The organism is Wolbachia endosymbiont (group A) of Crataerina pallida (genome assembly GCF_964028475.1).
GTDB lineage: Bacteria > Pseudomonadota > Alphaproteobacteria > Rickettsiales > Anaplasmataceae > Wolbachia > Wolbachia pipientis.
Genome location: NZ_OZ034785.1, coordinates 1086041 through 1103654, shown reverse-complemented (window position 1 = coordinate 1103654; position 17614 = coordinate 1086041). Strand labels below are relative to the sequence as shown.

Below are 17614 nucleotides of genomic sequence, written 5' to 3'. Positions count from 1 at the left end.
CCCCCTATATTATATATGTACGGTGAGTTCAAAATTCGTCCGCAAAAATCAAAATATTTTTTTATATCAGAAAAATTTTTTAGGAGAATAGCTCAGCTCCACAGCTAAACTTTCCAACGCCGCGAGCAAATGGTCCGCTAGGAATGTCAAGCCATTTATCTTCTTTTGAACCAGTAGCCATTCCCTTAACCAGCTTCCGTGTTTGTAACAGCTCTTGAACTATACGCTCCATTCTATCTCTTCCTATACTGTGAAACTCCTCAGGTAGTCTATGCCGCTGTTTATACACTCCTGTACTTCCTGTATGGGTAAATGGATGTCCAGAAATTGCTGCTCGTGTAATTGCAGTTATAAGATGCTGCTTTGAATCTTTTTCGTTCATATTTTTTATTCTTAATCTTTCAGTTATGTCCTCTAACAATCCTGTTTCTTCATTTCTTAAATAAGTGCGTAAAGTGCGATCAGCCAAACCGTTTGCTTTAACAATTGCTCCATAAAATAATGCGTTCTGTCTTACAGATTCTCCTATTGATTTAAAAATTGTCGGTTTAGCTGCATCTTCTACAGACCAAAAAGCGTATGAACACCTAACACCATTAACAAGAGCAGATGTACCTCTAATGGCATCACGTGCTTGCTCAACAGTCGATATAGGTTTTTCACTTTTTGGCTTTCTCATATGATGGGCAGTAATTATTGATGCTCCAGTGCTACCTGCTAAATCAGATAATAAAGACATCAAATAATCGCCTACGGCTGGGTCAGTATTTAAATCAGCATGCACAAATGATGCAAGTGGATCAAATACGATTAATTTTAAGTCTTTTATTTTATTAAGTTGTTTTGTTATAGATTCAAATTCAGGAGAAGTCTCTATAACTTTACCTGAAACACTCTTTATGATTGTAAGTGATCCACTAACATTTGGTAATGGTACAATAAAGAGCCTATCTTTATATTTTAATCTTTCGCATTGCGAATCAAGACGCTCTAAAAGACGATGTATTTCACTCATATCATCTTCTGCTGAGAAAATTACCACAGATCCATGTTCAGTAACTAAAGGACCAAAACCACATGGCTGATCTTTTCTACTCGCAACTTTCAGTGCTAAATCAAGCAGAAGCATACCTTTGCCAGTATCTCCCATTGCAGCTAGAATAGATGTCACTCCTAAAGGAAATAACCCTTCAACAAGAAACTTTTGCTCTGGTACTGGACCTATAAAACGTTCCACACTCCATTCTTGAATATTAAGAAATTGCTTAACGATGATTTTTTTCGAGTTATTTTCAATGAATTCAGGAATATTCATCTTTTCTTCTATACCATCAGCTGAATCCCATCCTTTTGGTTTATTCTCCGGTATTTCAAGAAGAGTAAGTGATAAAACACCAAGAAAAGTAAGCTTTTTCACAACTTTCTCAGCATATTGTTTACCTGGTTCATCATTGTCTGGCCAAATAATAACATGCTTACCCTTAAGTGGTGACCAGTCTGTTTTTTCTATTTGTGCATTTGCTCCTAACATTGCAGTTGTGGCAGTTATACCTTGCTCTATCAGAGCATCTGCACACTTTTCACCTTCAACTAAAATCACCTTATCAGATTTCATAATACCTGAAATATTATATAAAGGCCTGGTCTCTGGTAGAGTAAAACTAGACCTTTTTACATCAAAAGGAAGATATCTTTTTCCTGAATCAGTGTTATAACGATAAACTGTAGCAATCACTTGATCACTTTCATCGTAATAGTTCCATGATGCCGTTGGTTGCCCCAGAGTGTTATTTTTTTCCGAATAACCAATCCACTTAGCAATATCTTCTATCGTATCAGTAAATTGATTTTTTCCAGTAACAGCAGCCCAAAGATCAAAAATATCTCCTCCTTCTCCGGTAGAAAAATCATGCCATAATCCGGCTTTACTGCCAGTTAACTCCACTATCATACTTTTTCCTTGATTGCCTTTTAGATCACCTACATAGAACTTATCACCACGAAAAGTTCCTCTTGGCAGTAAATAAGAAAGACATGACCTTATATTTGATAGGAGTTGAGTTCTTAACTGTTCTTTCTTCCCTAATAATTTATAATATCCATTTCTTTGTGAACAATAAATATCCATACCTACCTGAAGAATTTTTATGTTCTAGCTATAACGTTAGCAGTTTTCCAACATCCATTAATCTTATTGATGAATTTTGTTGGTATAGATCTACCGTTTCTAAGTTCATATACTACTTGCAAGATATTTGTACGTTTATTGGGTTGAAATATTACTATTCCAGATGTATAAAAACTTCTTAAAGCGTTAGCACCAACGAGAGCTTGAAATGGATTCTTTTCCAATATAGAGGTAGGTACTTTTTTGGTGTGATTTGTGATGATTATTCCAGCCATAGGATTAATCTTGGAACGTAGTTTTTCTATTGCATGCTGCAGACCATAGTTAACGGAATTATAAGGAGAATCAATCACAACTAAATCAAACTTTTCCTCTACCATATTTTTTATTTTTTCTATACCTTCTTCATTTAAGGTCAAATTCATCTTGTTCGTCACAATTAAGTTTTCTGTTGCTAAATGAGGAAGTTTATTGAGTTGTTGTATACGTTCTCTAATATAGTCATATTCCATTTCGTTTTGTAGATAGAATATTTTTAGCGGTCTTGTAGGCTTCATGCCAAGAAATGATCTTCCTGCTGCCAGATGTACTAATAGAGAAAGAAGAAAATGACTTTTGCCAATCTTTGGAGTACCACCTATGACCAAAAGACCACCTGGTGTCAAAATTCTTGGGCCTATTATATCTTGTGGCATTGGTGATTTGTCATTTAAGTAATGGTTTACAGAAAATGCTTTTCCTTCGTTTTGTTTTTCTTGTAATATGGAACTTCTTTCATCTTTACTGTTCAACCATGTTTCAGCAGAATCTATATTACCTTTAACTAAAGTCCAAAGGTCTATTATATTTCCTTTCTTTTCTTCGATCAGGTTGTACCAATTTCCTGCATTTTCTCCTTCCATTTCAACTATTATCTTATTTCCATTTCTACTGCCAATATAGAATTTATTTTGGTAAGATTTGCCTTCAGGTAACAAATAAGATAAACAATCTTTGATATTATTAATTAATAATGATTTTATTTTCAAAGCATTTTTAGATGAAAAATCCATAAAATTCTCCTTGTTTATTCCAAATTTGTTCAACATATTTTTTAGACGTTTAAAGTCAAGATTAGCCAGCTCACAAACAGTTTCAAAAGATCGTGAGCGAATCCATTGACAAGCCTCTTTTTTAAGTTTAGGGTTTTTTCCTGCTGCATCCTGAATAGCTCTAGTAATAACAGCAGCCCACAACTTTCCTTCGTCATACTTCAAAATGGCAACCAATCATCTTGAAAACTTTTTTGTAATTCTGGAGTAATAACTGTAGTAATCCTATTTCTATCTCCGTATGTATTATTAGTTTCAACGCCTACTTTTGCTGTAAACTCTAAATCGTTGAAATCAGCTATAGAGTTTATTCTTCTAGCAGTAACTGCTTTCTCTGAAGTGTCATTTGCATGAATATTTCTGGATGATTCCAAAATACTACGCAGCATAGAACGTCCAGATTCTCCCCAGATGTCTTCTTCACCTTCTGCTTTGCCATTTTTGATACCTATAATCTGAAAAATCTTGCGTTTTGCATATGGGCCTTCAGTGACGGTAAATTCTACATTTAAATAGATACTGCCAGTAGTGTAGTTTTTAGTGAACCAATTTTCATAACCTCCAGGCTTTATTGCCATTTTTACCTTGACTATTGTACCTTTTGGTATTAAACTGCTTTGCAGTTTTGCGTTATTAAAATCAGTTAAAAAATCTTGTAGCATACGCTCTCCTATAAGTTGACTTTAAAGTGAAAATTAGCTATTCCATTAGCTGCCAATGACCATTTATCTTATCGACAAGTTTATTTTGCACGCGTTCACCATTACGAAGCTCAAATACTATCTGGCGTACACTACTTTCTTCATCATGAGCAAACATCACCATACCAGTACTGTAAAATCCACGTAAAGATCCAGCACCACTTAGGCCTTGGAATGGATCTTCTTCGAGCATCTTTTTTGATAATTTTTTTGTATGATGAGTAAGTACAATACAAGCATCTGGATTGACAGCACTGCGTAGCTTTTCAAGAGTCTTTTGCAGAAAAAACAGCATAGCACTATTGTCATTTTCATTTCCATATTCACTGCTAAAGATGTTACGTAATGGATCTATGGCCAAAACATCAGGTTTAAAGCGTTCATTTACAATCTCCTTAATTTCACTTATTTCATCATGATTAAATGATAAGTGCACTTTTGGCGTAATGATTAAGTTGTTAGCAGCTACATTCAAAAGTTCATTATCAAGTTGTTGCAAACGTTCTTTCATATATTCATATTCAATTTCAGTTTGCATGTAGAAGATTTTCAAAGGTCTATTTGGTGTCATACCGAGAAATGATCTACCAGCAGCCATGTAAACAAGCCAAGAGATCAAAAAGTCGCTTTTGCCAATCTTAGGAGGGCCACCAAATACTAACAAACCTCTTTTAGTTAGAATTCTTGGTGAGATTATATCCTCTGGTATTGGCGATCGATCGTCCAAGTATTCTTTCACACTGAAAAAAGGAATTTTTTGACCAATAGTTAAAAAGTTTTGTAGCATATAATAACCTCCTATATGTTGGGCGTGACAGGTTGAATTGCAAAAGCTTTAGTTTTAATTTTTGTAAGAAGTTTTCCTAGATGCGGTTCTTCAACCATATTAAGGCAACCACTTCGATCTTTAGCAGGATATCCCCAAGAATTAATCGTCTGACAGACAAATGAACGAATTTCTGTACCATCATCTTTCTTGATTCCAACCATGCTAATTACTTCATCAACAATGCCAGGAATTTCACTTGCGGTTTTAGCACCTTCACATTGAGGTAGCCAAGTCGAGCGATTGAAATCATCAAGGTATTGCCCAAGAGTTCCAACTATAATGATGTCTTTATTTGGAATATGTTGAAACTGATTGAGCCAAGCCATCATTTCTTGAGCAAGTAACCCGTAAGCAGCTCTCATATCTTGTTTTCCTGATCTTTCAGAAAAAGCTTCAGGTTGCATTTTTGCCCATAAAAGACATAAACGCGAGGCTACTGTAATACTATCGATAAAAACACATCGATACTTGAGAAACTCCGAAGCAAGCTCTTTGTATTTACTGGATACATGCTCATAGTGTCTTTGGCTATATGCTGAGTCAGATTTTAACGCAGGATTAGGACCACCTATGAGACATGCAATATCTCTTGCCTCATTCCAAGTACGAATACTTACAGAATCCCCTTGCCAATCTTGAACAGCAAGTAAACCTGCCTCAAAATCAAGACAAAGTGTTGGTTCATTTATGGTCTTTAAGAGACTAGTTTTACCTATACCATAAGGACCAAAGATGACCATTTTTATACCTGTTTGAACTTTTAGCCGTTCATTGCTGTTCATTATTTTCATTTTTCTCCCAGTACCTAAATATATATGTACGATGACCTAGGCAATTCGTCCGCAATTTGCAAAAAAAAATTTTGAGCAAATATAATCGAGAGCTTATAACTTCTCTAAAACTGAGAATTTATCGCGTATTCGTTCTAGTGTGCGATAGATAGTTGTCTTTGGTATTTTGGTTATTACAGAAACTTCAGTAATAGTAAATACCTTAAGTAATTGACATAAATTACTATCTTTTTCAGACAAAGTTGAAATTATATTATTTATATCAGTGCGAATTATCGCTTCGATTTCCGAGTTCCTATGATCTGGAATATCGTCGTTTATATCATCAAAAGTTATATTACGTTTTAGACACAACTGATTGCGTAACATATTGCGAGCACAATAATTAGCTAATCTAGCAACGAAAGTACTAAAACTACTTCTTTTCTCATCGTGCTGGTTCAGATATTGCCAAACCTGACAAAAAAGCTCTTGTTCTATATCTTCGAGACTTTCGTTAATAAAACAGCTTTTGGATTTAAGGCGCGAAGCTTGAAATCTCACATGTTTAACAATTGTAGAATCGATTCCTTGATAAGAATTCTTCATAAAAACTCCAAAAGTTTCATGAATAGAGATTTTTACCAAGACTTTGTATGACTAATTTATTATAAAAAAGTAGTAATAATTTTTTTATCTAAAAGAATAAAATCTTTAAAAATTAAAATAAGATTTAAACGTTTTGATACACTACTGAAGCTACTTTTTCATAGGTAAAAAACTACCAATTTCGTACCTAATTTCTGAGTTACTAATTAGTATTTCAGAAAGCAGTGATCGTTAAGTTATTGATAATATTGTCTTTTTTATGTTCTATTCCTAAAAGCCGTTTCTAAAGTTAAGTGGCTAAAATCGGCCAGTAAAGAGGGTTTACGGATTACTGAAGTCTTATATATATTATATATATATTTAAATACAGGTAAAATATAATATATGATAATATAATAATATAAATATTGGCGTAATATAAGTTATGTAAAATAGTTATTAAGATAAGTAAAAACTCAAATGGCAGGATATGAAATTTTTTTTAATTTTTTTTCAAAATTGCGGACGAATTTGCGAGTCATCGTACATATATATTATACAGGGCATTGAACTTTAATTACACAAAGGAGTTTTTGTACGTCAATCTTAACGCTAGATCTCGGCAAGCAAACAGGCTGGGCAATTCTTACAGATGGAGTAATTGAAAGTGGAAGCAAAAGTTTTCATGGTAGCCGTTTCAGTGGAGGTGGAATGTGTTTTTTAAGTTTTCACAATTGGCTTAATTCTTTGAAACATGAGTTCACTGCAGTGTATTTTGAGGAAGTAAGAAGACATCTAGGAACTGATGCAGCGCATTGCTACGGTGGTTTTCTTGCCGTTCTATCTGCTTGGTGTGAAGAGAACAATATTCCCTACCAAGGTGTTAATGTTAAAACTATAAAACGCTTTATAGCAGGCAAAGGTAATGCAAGTAAGAGTGAAGTTATTGAAGCGATACGTGAAAAAGGTTTTTCACCTAGAGATGATAATCAAGCAGATGCTTTGGCATTAATGTTCTACGTTATGAATCTTAGTAAAGATTTTAACACATTAAAAATACCGTAAAAGTGGGTCCTTTCGGCCATACTGGCGGGTTTGGTGGTGCTGATCTCAGGCCTTCTTTAGCGTCAGAGATATTTTGAATATTAACTTTTTAATTATTAAGATATGAATTTAGCAATCCACTACTATCCTGTTGAAAACCTAGTTGAATATGATCGTAATCCACGTAAAAATGACGATGTAGTCAACAGAATGTGTGCTTCTATTCGGGAATTCGGCTTTCGTATTCCAATAGTTGCAAAAAGCGATGGCACTGTGGTTGATGGTCATTTAAGACTTAAAGCAGCAAGAAAACTTGGTATGGAGAGTATTCCAGTGGTCTTAAGTGATAATTTAAATGAACCACAAACTAAAGCTTTTCGACTACTTGCTAATCAATCAGCTAACTGGGCAAAGTGGGACGATGAGCTTTTGAAAGTAGAAATTCAAGAGCTAGAAGATTTACAGTTTGATCTTAAAATGACTGGATTTGAATTAGAAAAAGTTCAAAACTTTCTTGATGATTTAGATGGTGAAAAAGAAGATCTTTCTGACTTAGTTGTTGATGACAAAAAGGTAGAAATAACAAAACCAGGTGATCTTTGGATTTTAGGTGATCATCGAATCTATTGTGGTGATAGCTCTGTAGTTGAATCATATAAAGCGCTGTTAGATGATAAAATGGCAGATATTACCGTATGTGATCCTCCATATAACGTTGATTATGGTAGTAGGGAAGATAAAAAGATATTAAATGATAATCAAGGTGAAAAGTACGAACTTTTTCTCTATGACATCTGTTCCCATATTTTAGCATATACGAAAGGTGCAATTTACATTTGCATATCATCATCAGAGTTTTCAACGTTGCAAAAAGCATTTGAAGAGGCAGGAGGAAAATGGTCAACTTTTATCATTTGGGCAAAGAATCATTTTACGCTAGGAAGATCTGATTATCAAAGACAATACGAAGCAATGCTCTATGGATGGAAAAGCGGCAATAAACGTGAGTGGCATGGAGGAAGAAATCAAAGTGATCTGTGGTTTTATGATAAGCCAATACATAACTCACTGCACCCAACAATGAAGCCAGTAGAGCTAATGGAGAGAGCAATAGTAAACAGCAGCAGACCAGGAGACATAGTACTTGATCCATTTAGCGGTTCTGGTAGCACATTGATTGCATGTGAGAGAACAGGAAGAATTTGCAGAACAATAGAGCTAGATTCAAAGTTTGTAGATGTAACGATAAAACGTTGGCAAGTATACACGGGAAGAGATGCCATTTTAGCCGGTACTGGTAAAACCTTTTCAGAGACTCAAGAAGAAAATTCGTAAAAAATAGGCAAAAAAGAGAGAAGAAAAAAAAAGTGAAAAAAATAACACAAACAGAATGGGCAAGAGAGATAGGAGTATCAAAGCAATATGTCTGTTATTTAGTAAAGAAAGGGATAGTTGAGTTGGAGGATGGTTTGATCAATAGAGAACAAGCAAATGAAGCAGTAGCGGCAATAAGAGATCCAAGTCAGCCACTTAGGAGGAAAAATCCAGAAAACGAAAATACAAGTAACCTTTCCACGATGTTGCTAAAAACTCGAATAAAAAATGAAATGGAACGAGGTAAACTTCTTGAGGCGAAAGCTAAGGCTGAGATTGGTGAACTTGTAGCAGTAGAGGAAGTAAAGCGCGATGCATTTAATGTAGCAAGAGTTGTACGTAATAATTTGCTTAATATTCCAAATAGAGTTTCAGCACTACTTGCATCACTGAGTGACACTGAAAAGATTCATATGGCGCTAACCGAAGAGATTACAAACTCATTACAAGAATTATCTAATACTAAATTTCAAATATAAAAAAGATTTTGAATATAAAATGGCTGATAACTTAAGTTTGGAGTTAATAAAGTGTCTCATTAATCAACCTGGATTAGATGTTAATGTCAGAGGATTAAATGGAAAGACACCACTACATTGCGCTATAGAGTTTGACGAGTTAAGCATGGTGGATTTATTACTCACGAAGAAGAACATTAATCCTTTTGTTGAGGACAATGAAGGCAAAACCTCCTTAGATTATGCCAAAGAAGGTAAAAAAGCAGAAATATTACAAGCGCTAATTAATAACAAATACGGATCAGAACAAGATAACTTACTTCATTTAGCTGCAATGATAGGTGAAGTTAATGCAGTTAGATATTTGATAGGAAAAGGTATTGACGTTAATGTACGAAATGCTTTGCATCATACGCCATTACATCTAGCAGCAGGCATAGGACATGAAAATGTTGTCAAAATTTTAGTGGAGGAAGGAAATGCTGAAATAGATGTCTTTGATGCACGAAATCAGACACCAATGCACTATGCAGTTAATAACAAAAAGTTGGAGATAGTAAAGTTACTGCTAAAGCTTGGAGCAGATGTAAATAGTGCACGCATGGGACAAAACTCAATGAAATTGTCACCTGTGCATATAGCTGTAAGTAATACTAATTACGATGAAAGAGATTTGTGTCTTGATATCCTCAAATGCTTAATAAAGGAGCCTAATGCTCAAGTAAATTTGCAAGACTACGAAAATAAAACACCACTACATTATGCTGAAAGACTTAAAACAATAGAAGTTTTACTAACGCGAGAAGATATAGATCCATTGGTAAAAGACGATAGCGGCAAGACACCATTTGATTACGCTGAAAATAGACCTGAGATAAAGAAGGTTTTGATGAGTAGTAAATACGGCTCTGAAAAGAATAGTCTATTGCATTTAGCTGTACAAACGGGAGAAATTGAGCTTGTAGATGCAATTTTAAAGGAAGAAATCGATATTGATATTGTAAATAATAAAGGTTTATCACCGATTTACCTTGCTGCGGAAAAAGGGCATTTACATGTAGTAAAGTTATTGCTGAAAAAAGGAGCAAATTATACACCTGTTCTGCACTTAGCAATCAAGTCAAATAATTTAGAATTGCTAAAAACTTTATTTAAAGAAAAGAGCATCAAATTACCAGACGAGATAGGCAAGTCTGTACCAGTTTATTATAGGTGTATAGAACATAGAGATGCAAAAGTAAGAAAATACAACAATGTGATCTGTGTTTTTACCTCAGTAAGTGCAGTAGCAATAGCGGTATGTATAGGGTTAACAGCAACAACAATAAGCAATGCAATCATTTTTGCAACAATAACAGGGGTATTTGCGCTTGTTATAGCAATAATGATAAGTGAGATGAGCAAAAGATATATAGAAAACGAATTTCAGAAAAAGATGTTTATGGAATTGGAGGAGTGTGGAGGAATAAACTCTACTGTTAACAATATTGAGATAGAACCAATTATGAGTAGATGCAGACAATGATATACGCTAGAGCTTTTTCTGAAGGTTTAAGACCAGATCCCCAGCTTAAAGTATCAGAGTGGGCGAATGAGTATCGAGTTTTAGCAGCAACTGCAGCATCAGAGCCAGGTAAATGGAGAACAGAAAGAACTCCTTATTTAAAAGAAATAATGGATTCACTATCACCATCTTCACCTGCAGAAAAAGTAGTATTCATGAAAGGAGCGCAGATTGAAGGAACAGAAGCTGGTAACAATTGGATAGGCTATATCATCGATCAAACACCAGGTCCAATGTTAGTTGTGCAGCCAACAGTTGAAATGGGAAAACGTTGGTCAAAAGGAAGATTTGCACCGTTAATAGAGAGTACGCCATGTTTAAAGAGTAAAGTAAAAGACCCAAGGTCAAGAGACTCAGGAAATACTGTGCAAAGTAAGGAATTTCCAGGTGGAATAGTAGTAATAACCGGAGCAAACAGCAGTGTAAGCCTCCGATCTATGCCAGTAAAATATCTCTTTCTTGATGAAATAGACGCCTATCCAGGAGATTCAGGAGGTGAAGGAGATCCGGTTTTACTCAGCATAGCTCGTACCAATACATTTGCACGGCGAAAGATTTTTTTAGTATCAACGCCAACAATTCATGGAATAAGCAGAATTGAGAAAGAATTTGAAGCAACAGATAAGAGATATTTTTTTGTACCATGTCCGCATTGTAATTATTACCAAATTTTAAAATGGTCACAAATAAAATGGGAAGATAAAAATCCAAATACAGCACACTATATATGTATAGAATGTGGTAAAAAGATAGAAAATCATCAAAAGACAGAGATGCTTGAACGTGGAGAATGGAGGCCTACTAATAGAGTAAAAGGTGAGAAAAAAGGATTTCATCTTTCAAGTCTTTATAGTCCAGTTGGCTGGTATAGTTGGCAACAAGCAGTAGAAGATTTTCTCCATGCAAAAGAAAGTGAACAATTACTGAAGGTTTGGATAAATACCACGCTAGGAGAAACTTGGGTAGATAAAGGAGAAGTACCAGATTGGAAGCAATTATTTAACAGGAGAGAATTTTTTCCCGTAGGCACAGTACCCAGGAGAGAAGTGGTACTTACTGCAGGAGTTGATGTCCAAAAAGATCGTTTAGAAGTAGAAGTTGTAGCATGGGGAAGAAGCCGTGAAAGTTGGTCAATAGACTACCAAGTATTTGAAGGAGATACAGGAGGTGGGGAAGTATGGGGAAAACTCTCTGAGCTCTTAAATCATCATTTTATCGGTGAAAATGGTCTTGAATACATGATAAGCATGATGGCGGTTGATGCTGGGTATGCAACGCAGGAAGTTTATAACTGGGTGAGAAGTCATCAAGGGTCGGGAAGAGTAATGGCAGTAAAAGGTGTAAATAAAGCGCTAGTACCACTTAGCAGCCCAAGTAGAGTTGATATAACAGTTAGTGGTCAAAAGCTAAAAAGAGGAATAAAGCTTTGGCCAGTGGGAGTATCGATATTAAAGTCAGAGCTTTTTCAATTACTTAATGTTTTAAAAGAAGAAGAGGGAAAAGCTCTACCTGGATACTGTCATTTTCCGGAGTATGCACCTGAATATTTTAAGCAGCTAACGGCAGAGCAATTAGTCAGCAAGGTAGTAAAAGGATACACCAAACAAGAATGGCAAAAGGTAAGAGAAAGAAATGAAGTACTGGATTGCCGAATTTATGCGAGAGCAGCATCTATTGCGCTTGGAATTGATCGTTGGCCAGAGAGTAAATGGAATAGTTTAAGTGAAAAACCAGAAAGCAAAAAGCCCAAAAAATTAAGACAGAGTAAATGGCTTAGTAGTCAAAATGTACAGTGAAGAATATTTAACTCAAGTTGAGAAAGCAATTCAAAAACTGCAAAGCGGAGAACGAGTGGTATCAATTGCATATGGTGACCATGTAGTGAGATATGCTGAAGTTCAGATAAATGACCTGCTAAGCTTAAGACAACGTATTAAAGCTGAACTGAAAGTTGCAGGTGTGAAGCCAAAGAGGAAAATTGTTTTTTCAACGAGTAAAGGGATCATATAATGATAAAAATCGTTGAAAGGAACCATATGACAAAAATTATAGCAAGAGAATATACAGAATTTTTAGAGCAGCTAAAAGAGCAGATTGCTACTAGTCGTTATAAAGCAGCACTAGCAGTAAATAGCAAGCTTATTATGCTTTACCACCATATTGGTGCAGAGATCTTAAAGCGTCAAAAAGAATATGGCTGGGGAGCCAAAGTGATTGACCAATTGAGTAAGGATTTGAGAAGTGCATTTCCAGAAATGAAAGGTTTTAGTCCTAGAAATTTGAAGTATATGCGTAAGTTTGCTGAGGAGTATTCTGATATTGAATTTGTGCAGGAGCCTCTTGCACAATTGACTTGGTACCACAATGTTACTCTTTTAGAAAAGATAGAGAGTCGAGAAACAAGGTTATTTTATATAAAAGAAGCAATTGAACATGGCTGGTCAAGAAACATCATGGTAATGCAGATTGAACTTGGGTTACATAAACGTCAGGGAAAGGCTATCACTAATTTTAAAGAGAAGCTGCCTTCGCTTCAATCAGATTTAGCGCATTACACATTAAAGGATCCATATATTTTTGATTTTTTAAGTATAGGAAAGGATGCTCATGAAAGAGAAGTAGAAAAAGGGCTTGTAGGGCACATGGAGAAGTTTTTGCTAGAGCTTGGTGAAGGATTTGCATTTGTTGGTAGGCAGTTTCACTTAGATGTTGGTGATGAAGACTTCTTTGTTGATTTATTGTTTTACCATCTGAAATTACGTTGTTTTATAGTAATTGAATTGAAAGATAATAAGTTTAAACCAGAATACGCTGGTAAAATGAATTTTTATCTTTCAGCCGTTGATGATTTACTAAAGCATGAGACAGATCAACCATCTATAGGATTAATTTTATGCAAGTCAAAGGATAACGTACTAGCTAAGTATACACTGAAAGACATAAATAAACCGATAGGGTTGGCAGAATATAAAATTACTGAAAATCTACCAAAGAATATAAAGGCAGCTTTACCAACAGTAGAAGAGCTAGAGGCTGAGTTATCCAAAGTTTCAGATCAGGAAAAGTAATGCTATTAAAATCGTTCAAACAACTATTTAGTAAGCCAAAGATAAAAAGCTCAGCATGGGATGCAGCAGGCTCAGGAAGAAGATTTTTTCACTTTCAACCAGAGTTAGGAAGTATAAACAATTTGCTGTCTCAAAGCCTTGAAACTTTACGTATTAGATCACGTGATATGGTGAGAAAAAATCCATATGCAGCAAATATTATTGATACAATAGTAAGTAACTCTATTGGAACAGGAATAAAGCCACAATCAAAAGCAAGAGATGGAGAATTTCGAAAGAAGGTGCAAGAATTATGGCTAAAATGGACAGACGAAGCAGACAGTAGCGGAGTAAGTGATTTTTATGGATTACAAGCTCTAGTATGCAGAAGTATAATAGAGGGAGGAGAATGTTTTGTAAGACTCCGAACAAGAAAACGAGAAGATAGTCTTTGTGTGCCATTACAATTGCAAGTACTTGAGTCTGAACATTTAGACAATAAAACAAATCAAACTTTAGCAAATGGTAACATAATCCGTAATGGCATTGAGTTTAACAGGCTTGGGCAAAGAGAAGCATATTACTTATTTAGAGAACATCCAGGAGAAGGCTCATTTGGAGAATCAGTAAGAGTGCCAGCAAACGATGTTTTACATATCTATAGACCACTAAGACCTGGGCAAATTAGAGGGGAGCCTTGGCTTTCGAGTATACTTCTGAAACTTTATGAGCTTGATCAATACGATGATGCAGAATTAGTGAGAAAAAAGACAGCAGCAATGTTTGCAGGGTTTATTACAAGACTTGATCCTGAGGCAAATATTTTAGGAGAAGGCGAAGCGAATGAGCAAGGAGTAGCATTATCAGGTTTAGAGCCAGGAACAATGCAGCTTTTAGACCCAGGAGAAGACATAAAATTTTCAGAACCGTCAGATGTTGGAGGAAGTTATGAAGCGTTTATAAGACAGCAACTGAGGGCAATAGCAATAGGCACAGGGATAATATATGAGCAACTAACAGGAGATTTAACAGGAGTTAATTATTCATCCATTCGAGCAGGGCTGATAGAGTTTCGCAGAAGGTGCGCAATGTTGCAGCATAACGTGATAGTGTTCCAGTTTTGCCGTCCTGTATGGGATAGGTGGTTAGAGTTAGCACTACTTTCTGGAGAGCTAGACATAGGTGAAGAATGGACAAAGGGAAAAGAAGGAGCAAAAAAAGAAGTAAAATGGATAGCACAAGGGTTTGATTGGGTGGACCCACTAAAAGATCAGCAAGCACAGCAAATGGCAGTAAGGAATGGATTTAAGAGTCGATCGGAAGTAGTATCAGAAATGGGTTACGATGTAGAAGAAATTGATCAAGAAATAGCAGAAGATCAAAAACGTGCAAATAGTCTCAACTTAATGTTTGACTCTGATTGTAAAGGATTATGATGCTCTTAGGAAAACCATTAATGCTTGAACCAAGGAGTTTTGAGCTATTGTCATTGAACAATCAAAAACATCCCACGTTTAAAAACATAAAGCACTCCATCAAAAGTAATGTAGAAAGAACTGCAATTATACCAATTCATGGAATCTTGACGAAAAAACCAGGTGCGTTTGATGAAATGCTCGGGATGACATCATATGAGCAAATAGAAGCACAAGTAAAGCAAGCACTAGAAGATAGTAGTATAGAGACAATTATACTGGAAATAGATAGCCCAGGAGGAGAAGTAAACGGTATATTTGATCTTGCTGATTTTATCTACAGTGCAAGAGGAAAGAAGAGGATAATAGCGATAGCAAATGATGATGCGTATTCTGCTGCATATGCTATAGCTTCTAGCACTGAAAAGATTTTTCTCACCCGCACTTCAGGAGTTGGTAGTATAGGAGTGATAGCAAGTCATATAGATCAAAGTGGGTTTGACGAAAAACAAGGTATTAAGTACACCACAATCTTTGCTGGTAGTCGAAAGAATGATTTAAACCCACATGAGCCAATAACGTCTGAAAGTTTAGAAAATCTAAAAAGCGAAGTGAATCGTTTGTATGGAATGCTGGTTGAGCTAATAGCACGGAATAGAAACCTCTCTGTAGAGGCAATAAAAAATACTGAAGCAGGGCTTTATTTTGGTGAAAATGCAGTAGAGATAGGCCTTGCGGATGGGATTACAATTCTTTCATCTATTAATAAAAACAGGAGTATTACTATGAATGAACAAACTACAACTGACCTAGAAACTGATAATTTGACTAAGTACCGTACTGAAGTTCTTGAATTAATACGTTTATGTAACTTATCACGAATGCCAGAGAAAATAGGAGAATTTATTGAGCAGGGGGTAAGTGTTGAGCAAGCCAGGGAAGTTTTAATGGAACTGCTAGCAGAGCGAACGAAGAAGACAGAAATACTGAGTGCAATACCACAGAATTCAGGAGAAGATTTAATGATACAGGTAGCAAGAAGTCGTAGGAGTTAAAGTATTTTTATAACCGCCGTATATAGCATTGATAAAAGCGGCGGTAAGCAATTAAGGAGAAAAATTTATGAGTTGTATAACTGAGCAAAATAATCTAGGTGACATATTAAAGTATGAGGCATCAAGTCTATATTCAAGAGACCAAATAACAGTAGCTAAAGGTCAAAATATCAAATTTGGTGCAGTAGTTGCCAAAAAGACGGACGATGGTTTTATTAGGGTACTTAATCCCGCTGGAACAGATGGCACACAAATAGCGATAGGTGTGATAACAAGCGATGTAAATAACAAAGATGGAGATACTAAAGCAATAATAATTACTCGTATTGCCCTTCTTGCGGATCATGCAGTTGTATGGCCAGCAAATATCACTGAAGAGCAGAAAGCTGCAGCAATAAAGCAACTTGAAGAACGAGGGATCATTATCCGCAAAGGGGTCTAGTAAATAATAAGAAACATAAAGGGGGAAAAGAAAAAATGCAAAATCCATTTACAAATCCAGCATTTAGCATGACGGCGCTAACAAATGCAATGAATATATTGCCGATAAATTATGGACGAGTTGAAAATTTAAATTTGTTTCCAAGTAGATCAGTAAGATTTAGACATATTACCATAGAAGAACATAATGGAGTTTTAAGCCTATTGCCAACGCAAATTCCAGGAGCACCAGCAACAGTAGGAAAACGCGGCAAAAGAAAGGTAAGAACATTTACCATTCCACATATACCCCATGATGACGTAGTGTTGCCTGAGGAAGTACAGGGAATAAGGGCATTTGGGTCAGAAAGTGAACTGAAAGCATTGGCAGATGTAATAACTGATCATTTGCAGCTAATGAGAAATAAACACGCAATAACGTTAGAACATTTGAGAATGGGAGCGCTGAAGGGAATCATTCTTGATGCTGATGGGTCGGAGTTATTAAACCTTTACAACGAATTTAAAATTACGCCAAAAGTAGTAAATTTTGCACTGGGAACTGCGACAACCGATGTAAAGCGTAAGTGTCTGGAAGTATTGCGCCATGTTGAGGACAATTTAAGTGGTGAATATATGACGGGGATTCATGCACTGGTAAGTCCAGAGTTTTTTGATGCACTAATTTCGCATAGTAAAGTGAAAGAGGCATATGAAAGATGGCAAGAAGGAGCAGCGCTGAGGAATGACATGAGATCAGGATTTACGTTCTGTGGAATAACATTTGAGGAGTATAGAGGGCAAGCAACCGACCCTGAAGGAACCGTAAGAAGATTTATAGAAAGAGAAAGTGGAAACTGTTTTCCACTAGGAACAGCGAGCACATTTACAACGTATTTTGCACCAGCAGACTTTAATGAGACAGTAAATACTCTTGGACAGCCACTTTACGCGAAACAAGAGCCAAGAAGATTTGATAGAGGGACCGATTTACATACTCAGTCAAATCCTCTGCCAATGTGCCATAGACCGGGAGTATTAGTAAAAGTCATTGTAACATAACAACACAGGTAGAGCAACTATAAAGTGGTGAGGCAGAAGAATGCTTTACCTCTTCTTAGCATGTAAAG

Annotated in this window: 17 protein-coding genes; 11 read left to right on the top strand and 6 right to left on the bottom strand. The window is 35.8% G+C overall.

What is annotated here, in order from left to right; translation table 11 throughout:
* Window positions 1-79 precede the first annotated feature (79 nt).
* From ABWU55_RS05375 to ABWU55_RS05350, 6 genes are all read right to left on the bottom strand, one after another.
* The gene (locus tag ABWU55_RS05375) at window positions 80-2128 is read right to left on the bottom strand and encodes an AAA family ATPase (protein ID WP_353286212.1); all 2049 of its coding nucleotides are present in this window, start codon (window positions 2126-2128) and stop codon (window positions 80-82) included.
* Window positions 2129-2145: 17 nt separating this feature from the next.
* On the bottom strand, window positions 2146-3396 hold the full coding sequence (locus ABWU55_RS05370) for an AAA family ATPase (RefSeq protein WP_264735618.1): 1251 nt from the start codon (window positions 3394-3396) through the stop codon (window positions 2146-2148).
* Window positions 3381-3881, bottom strand: coding sequence for a hypothetical protein (locus tag ABWU55_RS05365; protein ID WP_019236461.1), 501 nt, complete (start codon window positions 3879-3881; stop codon window positions 3381-3383). Before ABWU55_RS05365 ends, ABWU55_RS05370 begins: the two co-directional genes overlap by 16 nt.
* A gap of 37 nt (window positions 3882-3918) precedes the next feature.
* On the bottom strand, window positions 3919-4707 hold the full coding sequence (locus tag ABWU55_RS05360; protein WP_226079816.1) for an AAA family ATPase: 789 nt from the start codon (window positions 4705-4707) through the stop codon (window positions 3919-3921).
* 11 nt (window positions 4708-4718) lie between these two features.
* On the bottom strand, window positions 4719-5540 hold the full coding sequence (locus ABWU55_RS05355; RefSeq protein ID WP_265017278.1) for an ATP-binding protein: 822 nt from the start codon (window positions 5538-5540) through the stop codon (window positions 4719-4721).
* 93 nt (window positions 5541-5633) lie between these two features.
* Window positions 5634-6128, bottom strand: a complete 495-nt coding sequence (locus ABWU55_RS05350; RefSeq protein ID WP_019236463.1) for a sigma-70 family RNA polymerase sigma factor — start codon at window positions 6126-6128, stop codon at window positions 5634-5636.
* 582 nt (window positions 6129-6710) lie between these two features.
* On the opposite strand from ABWU55_RS05350, the gene ABWU55_RS05345 reads away from it, so the two are divergent.
* The 11 genes from ABWU55_RS05345 (at window position 6711) to ABWU55_RS05295 (ending at window position 17546) form a co-directional block, all read left to right on the top strand.
* On the top strand, window positions 6711-7172 hold the full coding sequence (locus ABWU55_RS05345; protein WP_265017690.1) for a crossover junction endodeoxyribonuclease RuvC: 462 nt from the start codon (window positions 6711-6713) through the stop codon (window positions 7170-7172).
* 102 nt (window positions 7173-7274) lie between these two features.
* The gene (locus ABWU55_RS05340; RefSeq protein ID WP_353286211.1) at window positions 7275-8486 is read left to right on the top strand and encodes a DNA modification methylase; all 1212 of its coding nucleotides are present in this window, start codon (window positions 7275-7277) and stop codon (window positions 8484-8486) included.
* A gap of 32 nt (window positions 8487-8518) precedes the next feature.
* Complete coding sequence (locus ABWU55_RS05335) at window positions 8519-9004, top strand: hypothetical protein (protein WP_264686598.1); 486 nt, start codon at window positions 8519-8521, stop codon at window positions 9002-9004.
* A gap of 19 nt (window positions 9005-9023) precedes the next feature.
* Window positions 9024-10508, top strand: a complete 1485-nt coding sequence (locus ABWU55_RS05330; RefSeq protein ID WP_353286210.1) for an ankyrin repeat domain-containing protein — start codon at window positions 9024-9026, stop codon at window positions 10506-10508.
* Window positions 10505-12343: a phage terminase large subunit family protein gene (locus ABWU55_RS05325; RefSeq protein WP_353286209.1), complete on the top strand. Its 1839-nt coding sequence runs from the start codon at window positions 10505-10507 to the stop codon at window positions 12341-12343. The genes ABWU55_RS05330 and ABWU55_RS05325 overlap by 4 nt, the downstream gene beginning before the upstream one ends.
* Complete coding sequence (locus tag ABWU55_RS05320) at window positions 12333-12557, top strand: gpW family head-tail joining protein (RefSeq protein ID WP_353286208.1); 225 nt, start codon at window positions 12333-12335, stop codon at window positions 12555-12557. Before ABWU55_RS05325 ends, ABWU55_RS05320 begins: the two co-directional genes overlap by 11 nt.
* Before the next feature lie 26 nt (window positions 12558-12583).
* Window positions 12584-13615, top strand: a complete 1032-nt coding sequence (locus ABWU55_RS05315; RefSeq protein WP_353286207.1) for a YhcG family protein — start codon at window positions 12584-12586, stop codon at window positions 13613-13615.
* A complete protein-coding gene (locus ABWU55_RS05310) occupies window positions 13615-15030 on the top strand; it encodes a phage portal protein (RefSeq protein WP_353286206.1) in 1416 nt (471 codons plus the stop codon). The genes ABWU55_RS05315 and ABWU55_RS05310 overlap by 1 nt, the downstream gene beginning before the upstream one ends.
* Window positions 15030-16064 carry a S49 family peptidase gene (locus ABWU55_RS05305; RefSeq protein ID WP_353286571.1) on the top strand — a complete coding sequence of 345 codons (1035 nt, stop codon included), beginning with the start codon at window positions 15030-15032 and terminating at the stop codon, window positions 16062-16064. The genes ABWU55_RS05310 and ABWU55_RS05305 overlap by 1 nt, the downstream gene beginning before the upstream one ends.
* Window positions 16065-16131: 67 nt before the next feature.
* The gene (locus tag ABWU55_RS05300; RefSeq protein WP_353286205.1) at window positions 16132-16506 is read left to right on the top strand and encodes a head decoration protein; all 375 of its coding nucleotides are present in this window, start codon (window positions 16132-16134) and stop codon (window positions 16504-16506) included.
* A gap of 35 nt (window positions 16507-16541) precedes the next feature.
* Window positions 16542-17546: a major capsid protein gene (locus ABWU55_RS05295; RefSeq protein ID WP_353286204.1), complete on the top strand. Its 1005-nt coding sequence runs from the start codon at window positions 16542-16544 to the stop codon at window positions 17544-17546.
* The last annotated feature ends 68 nt before the right edge of the window (window positions 17547-17614 follow it).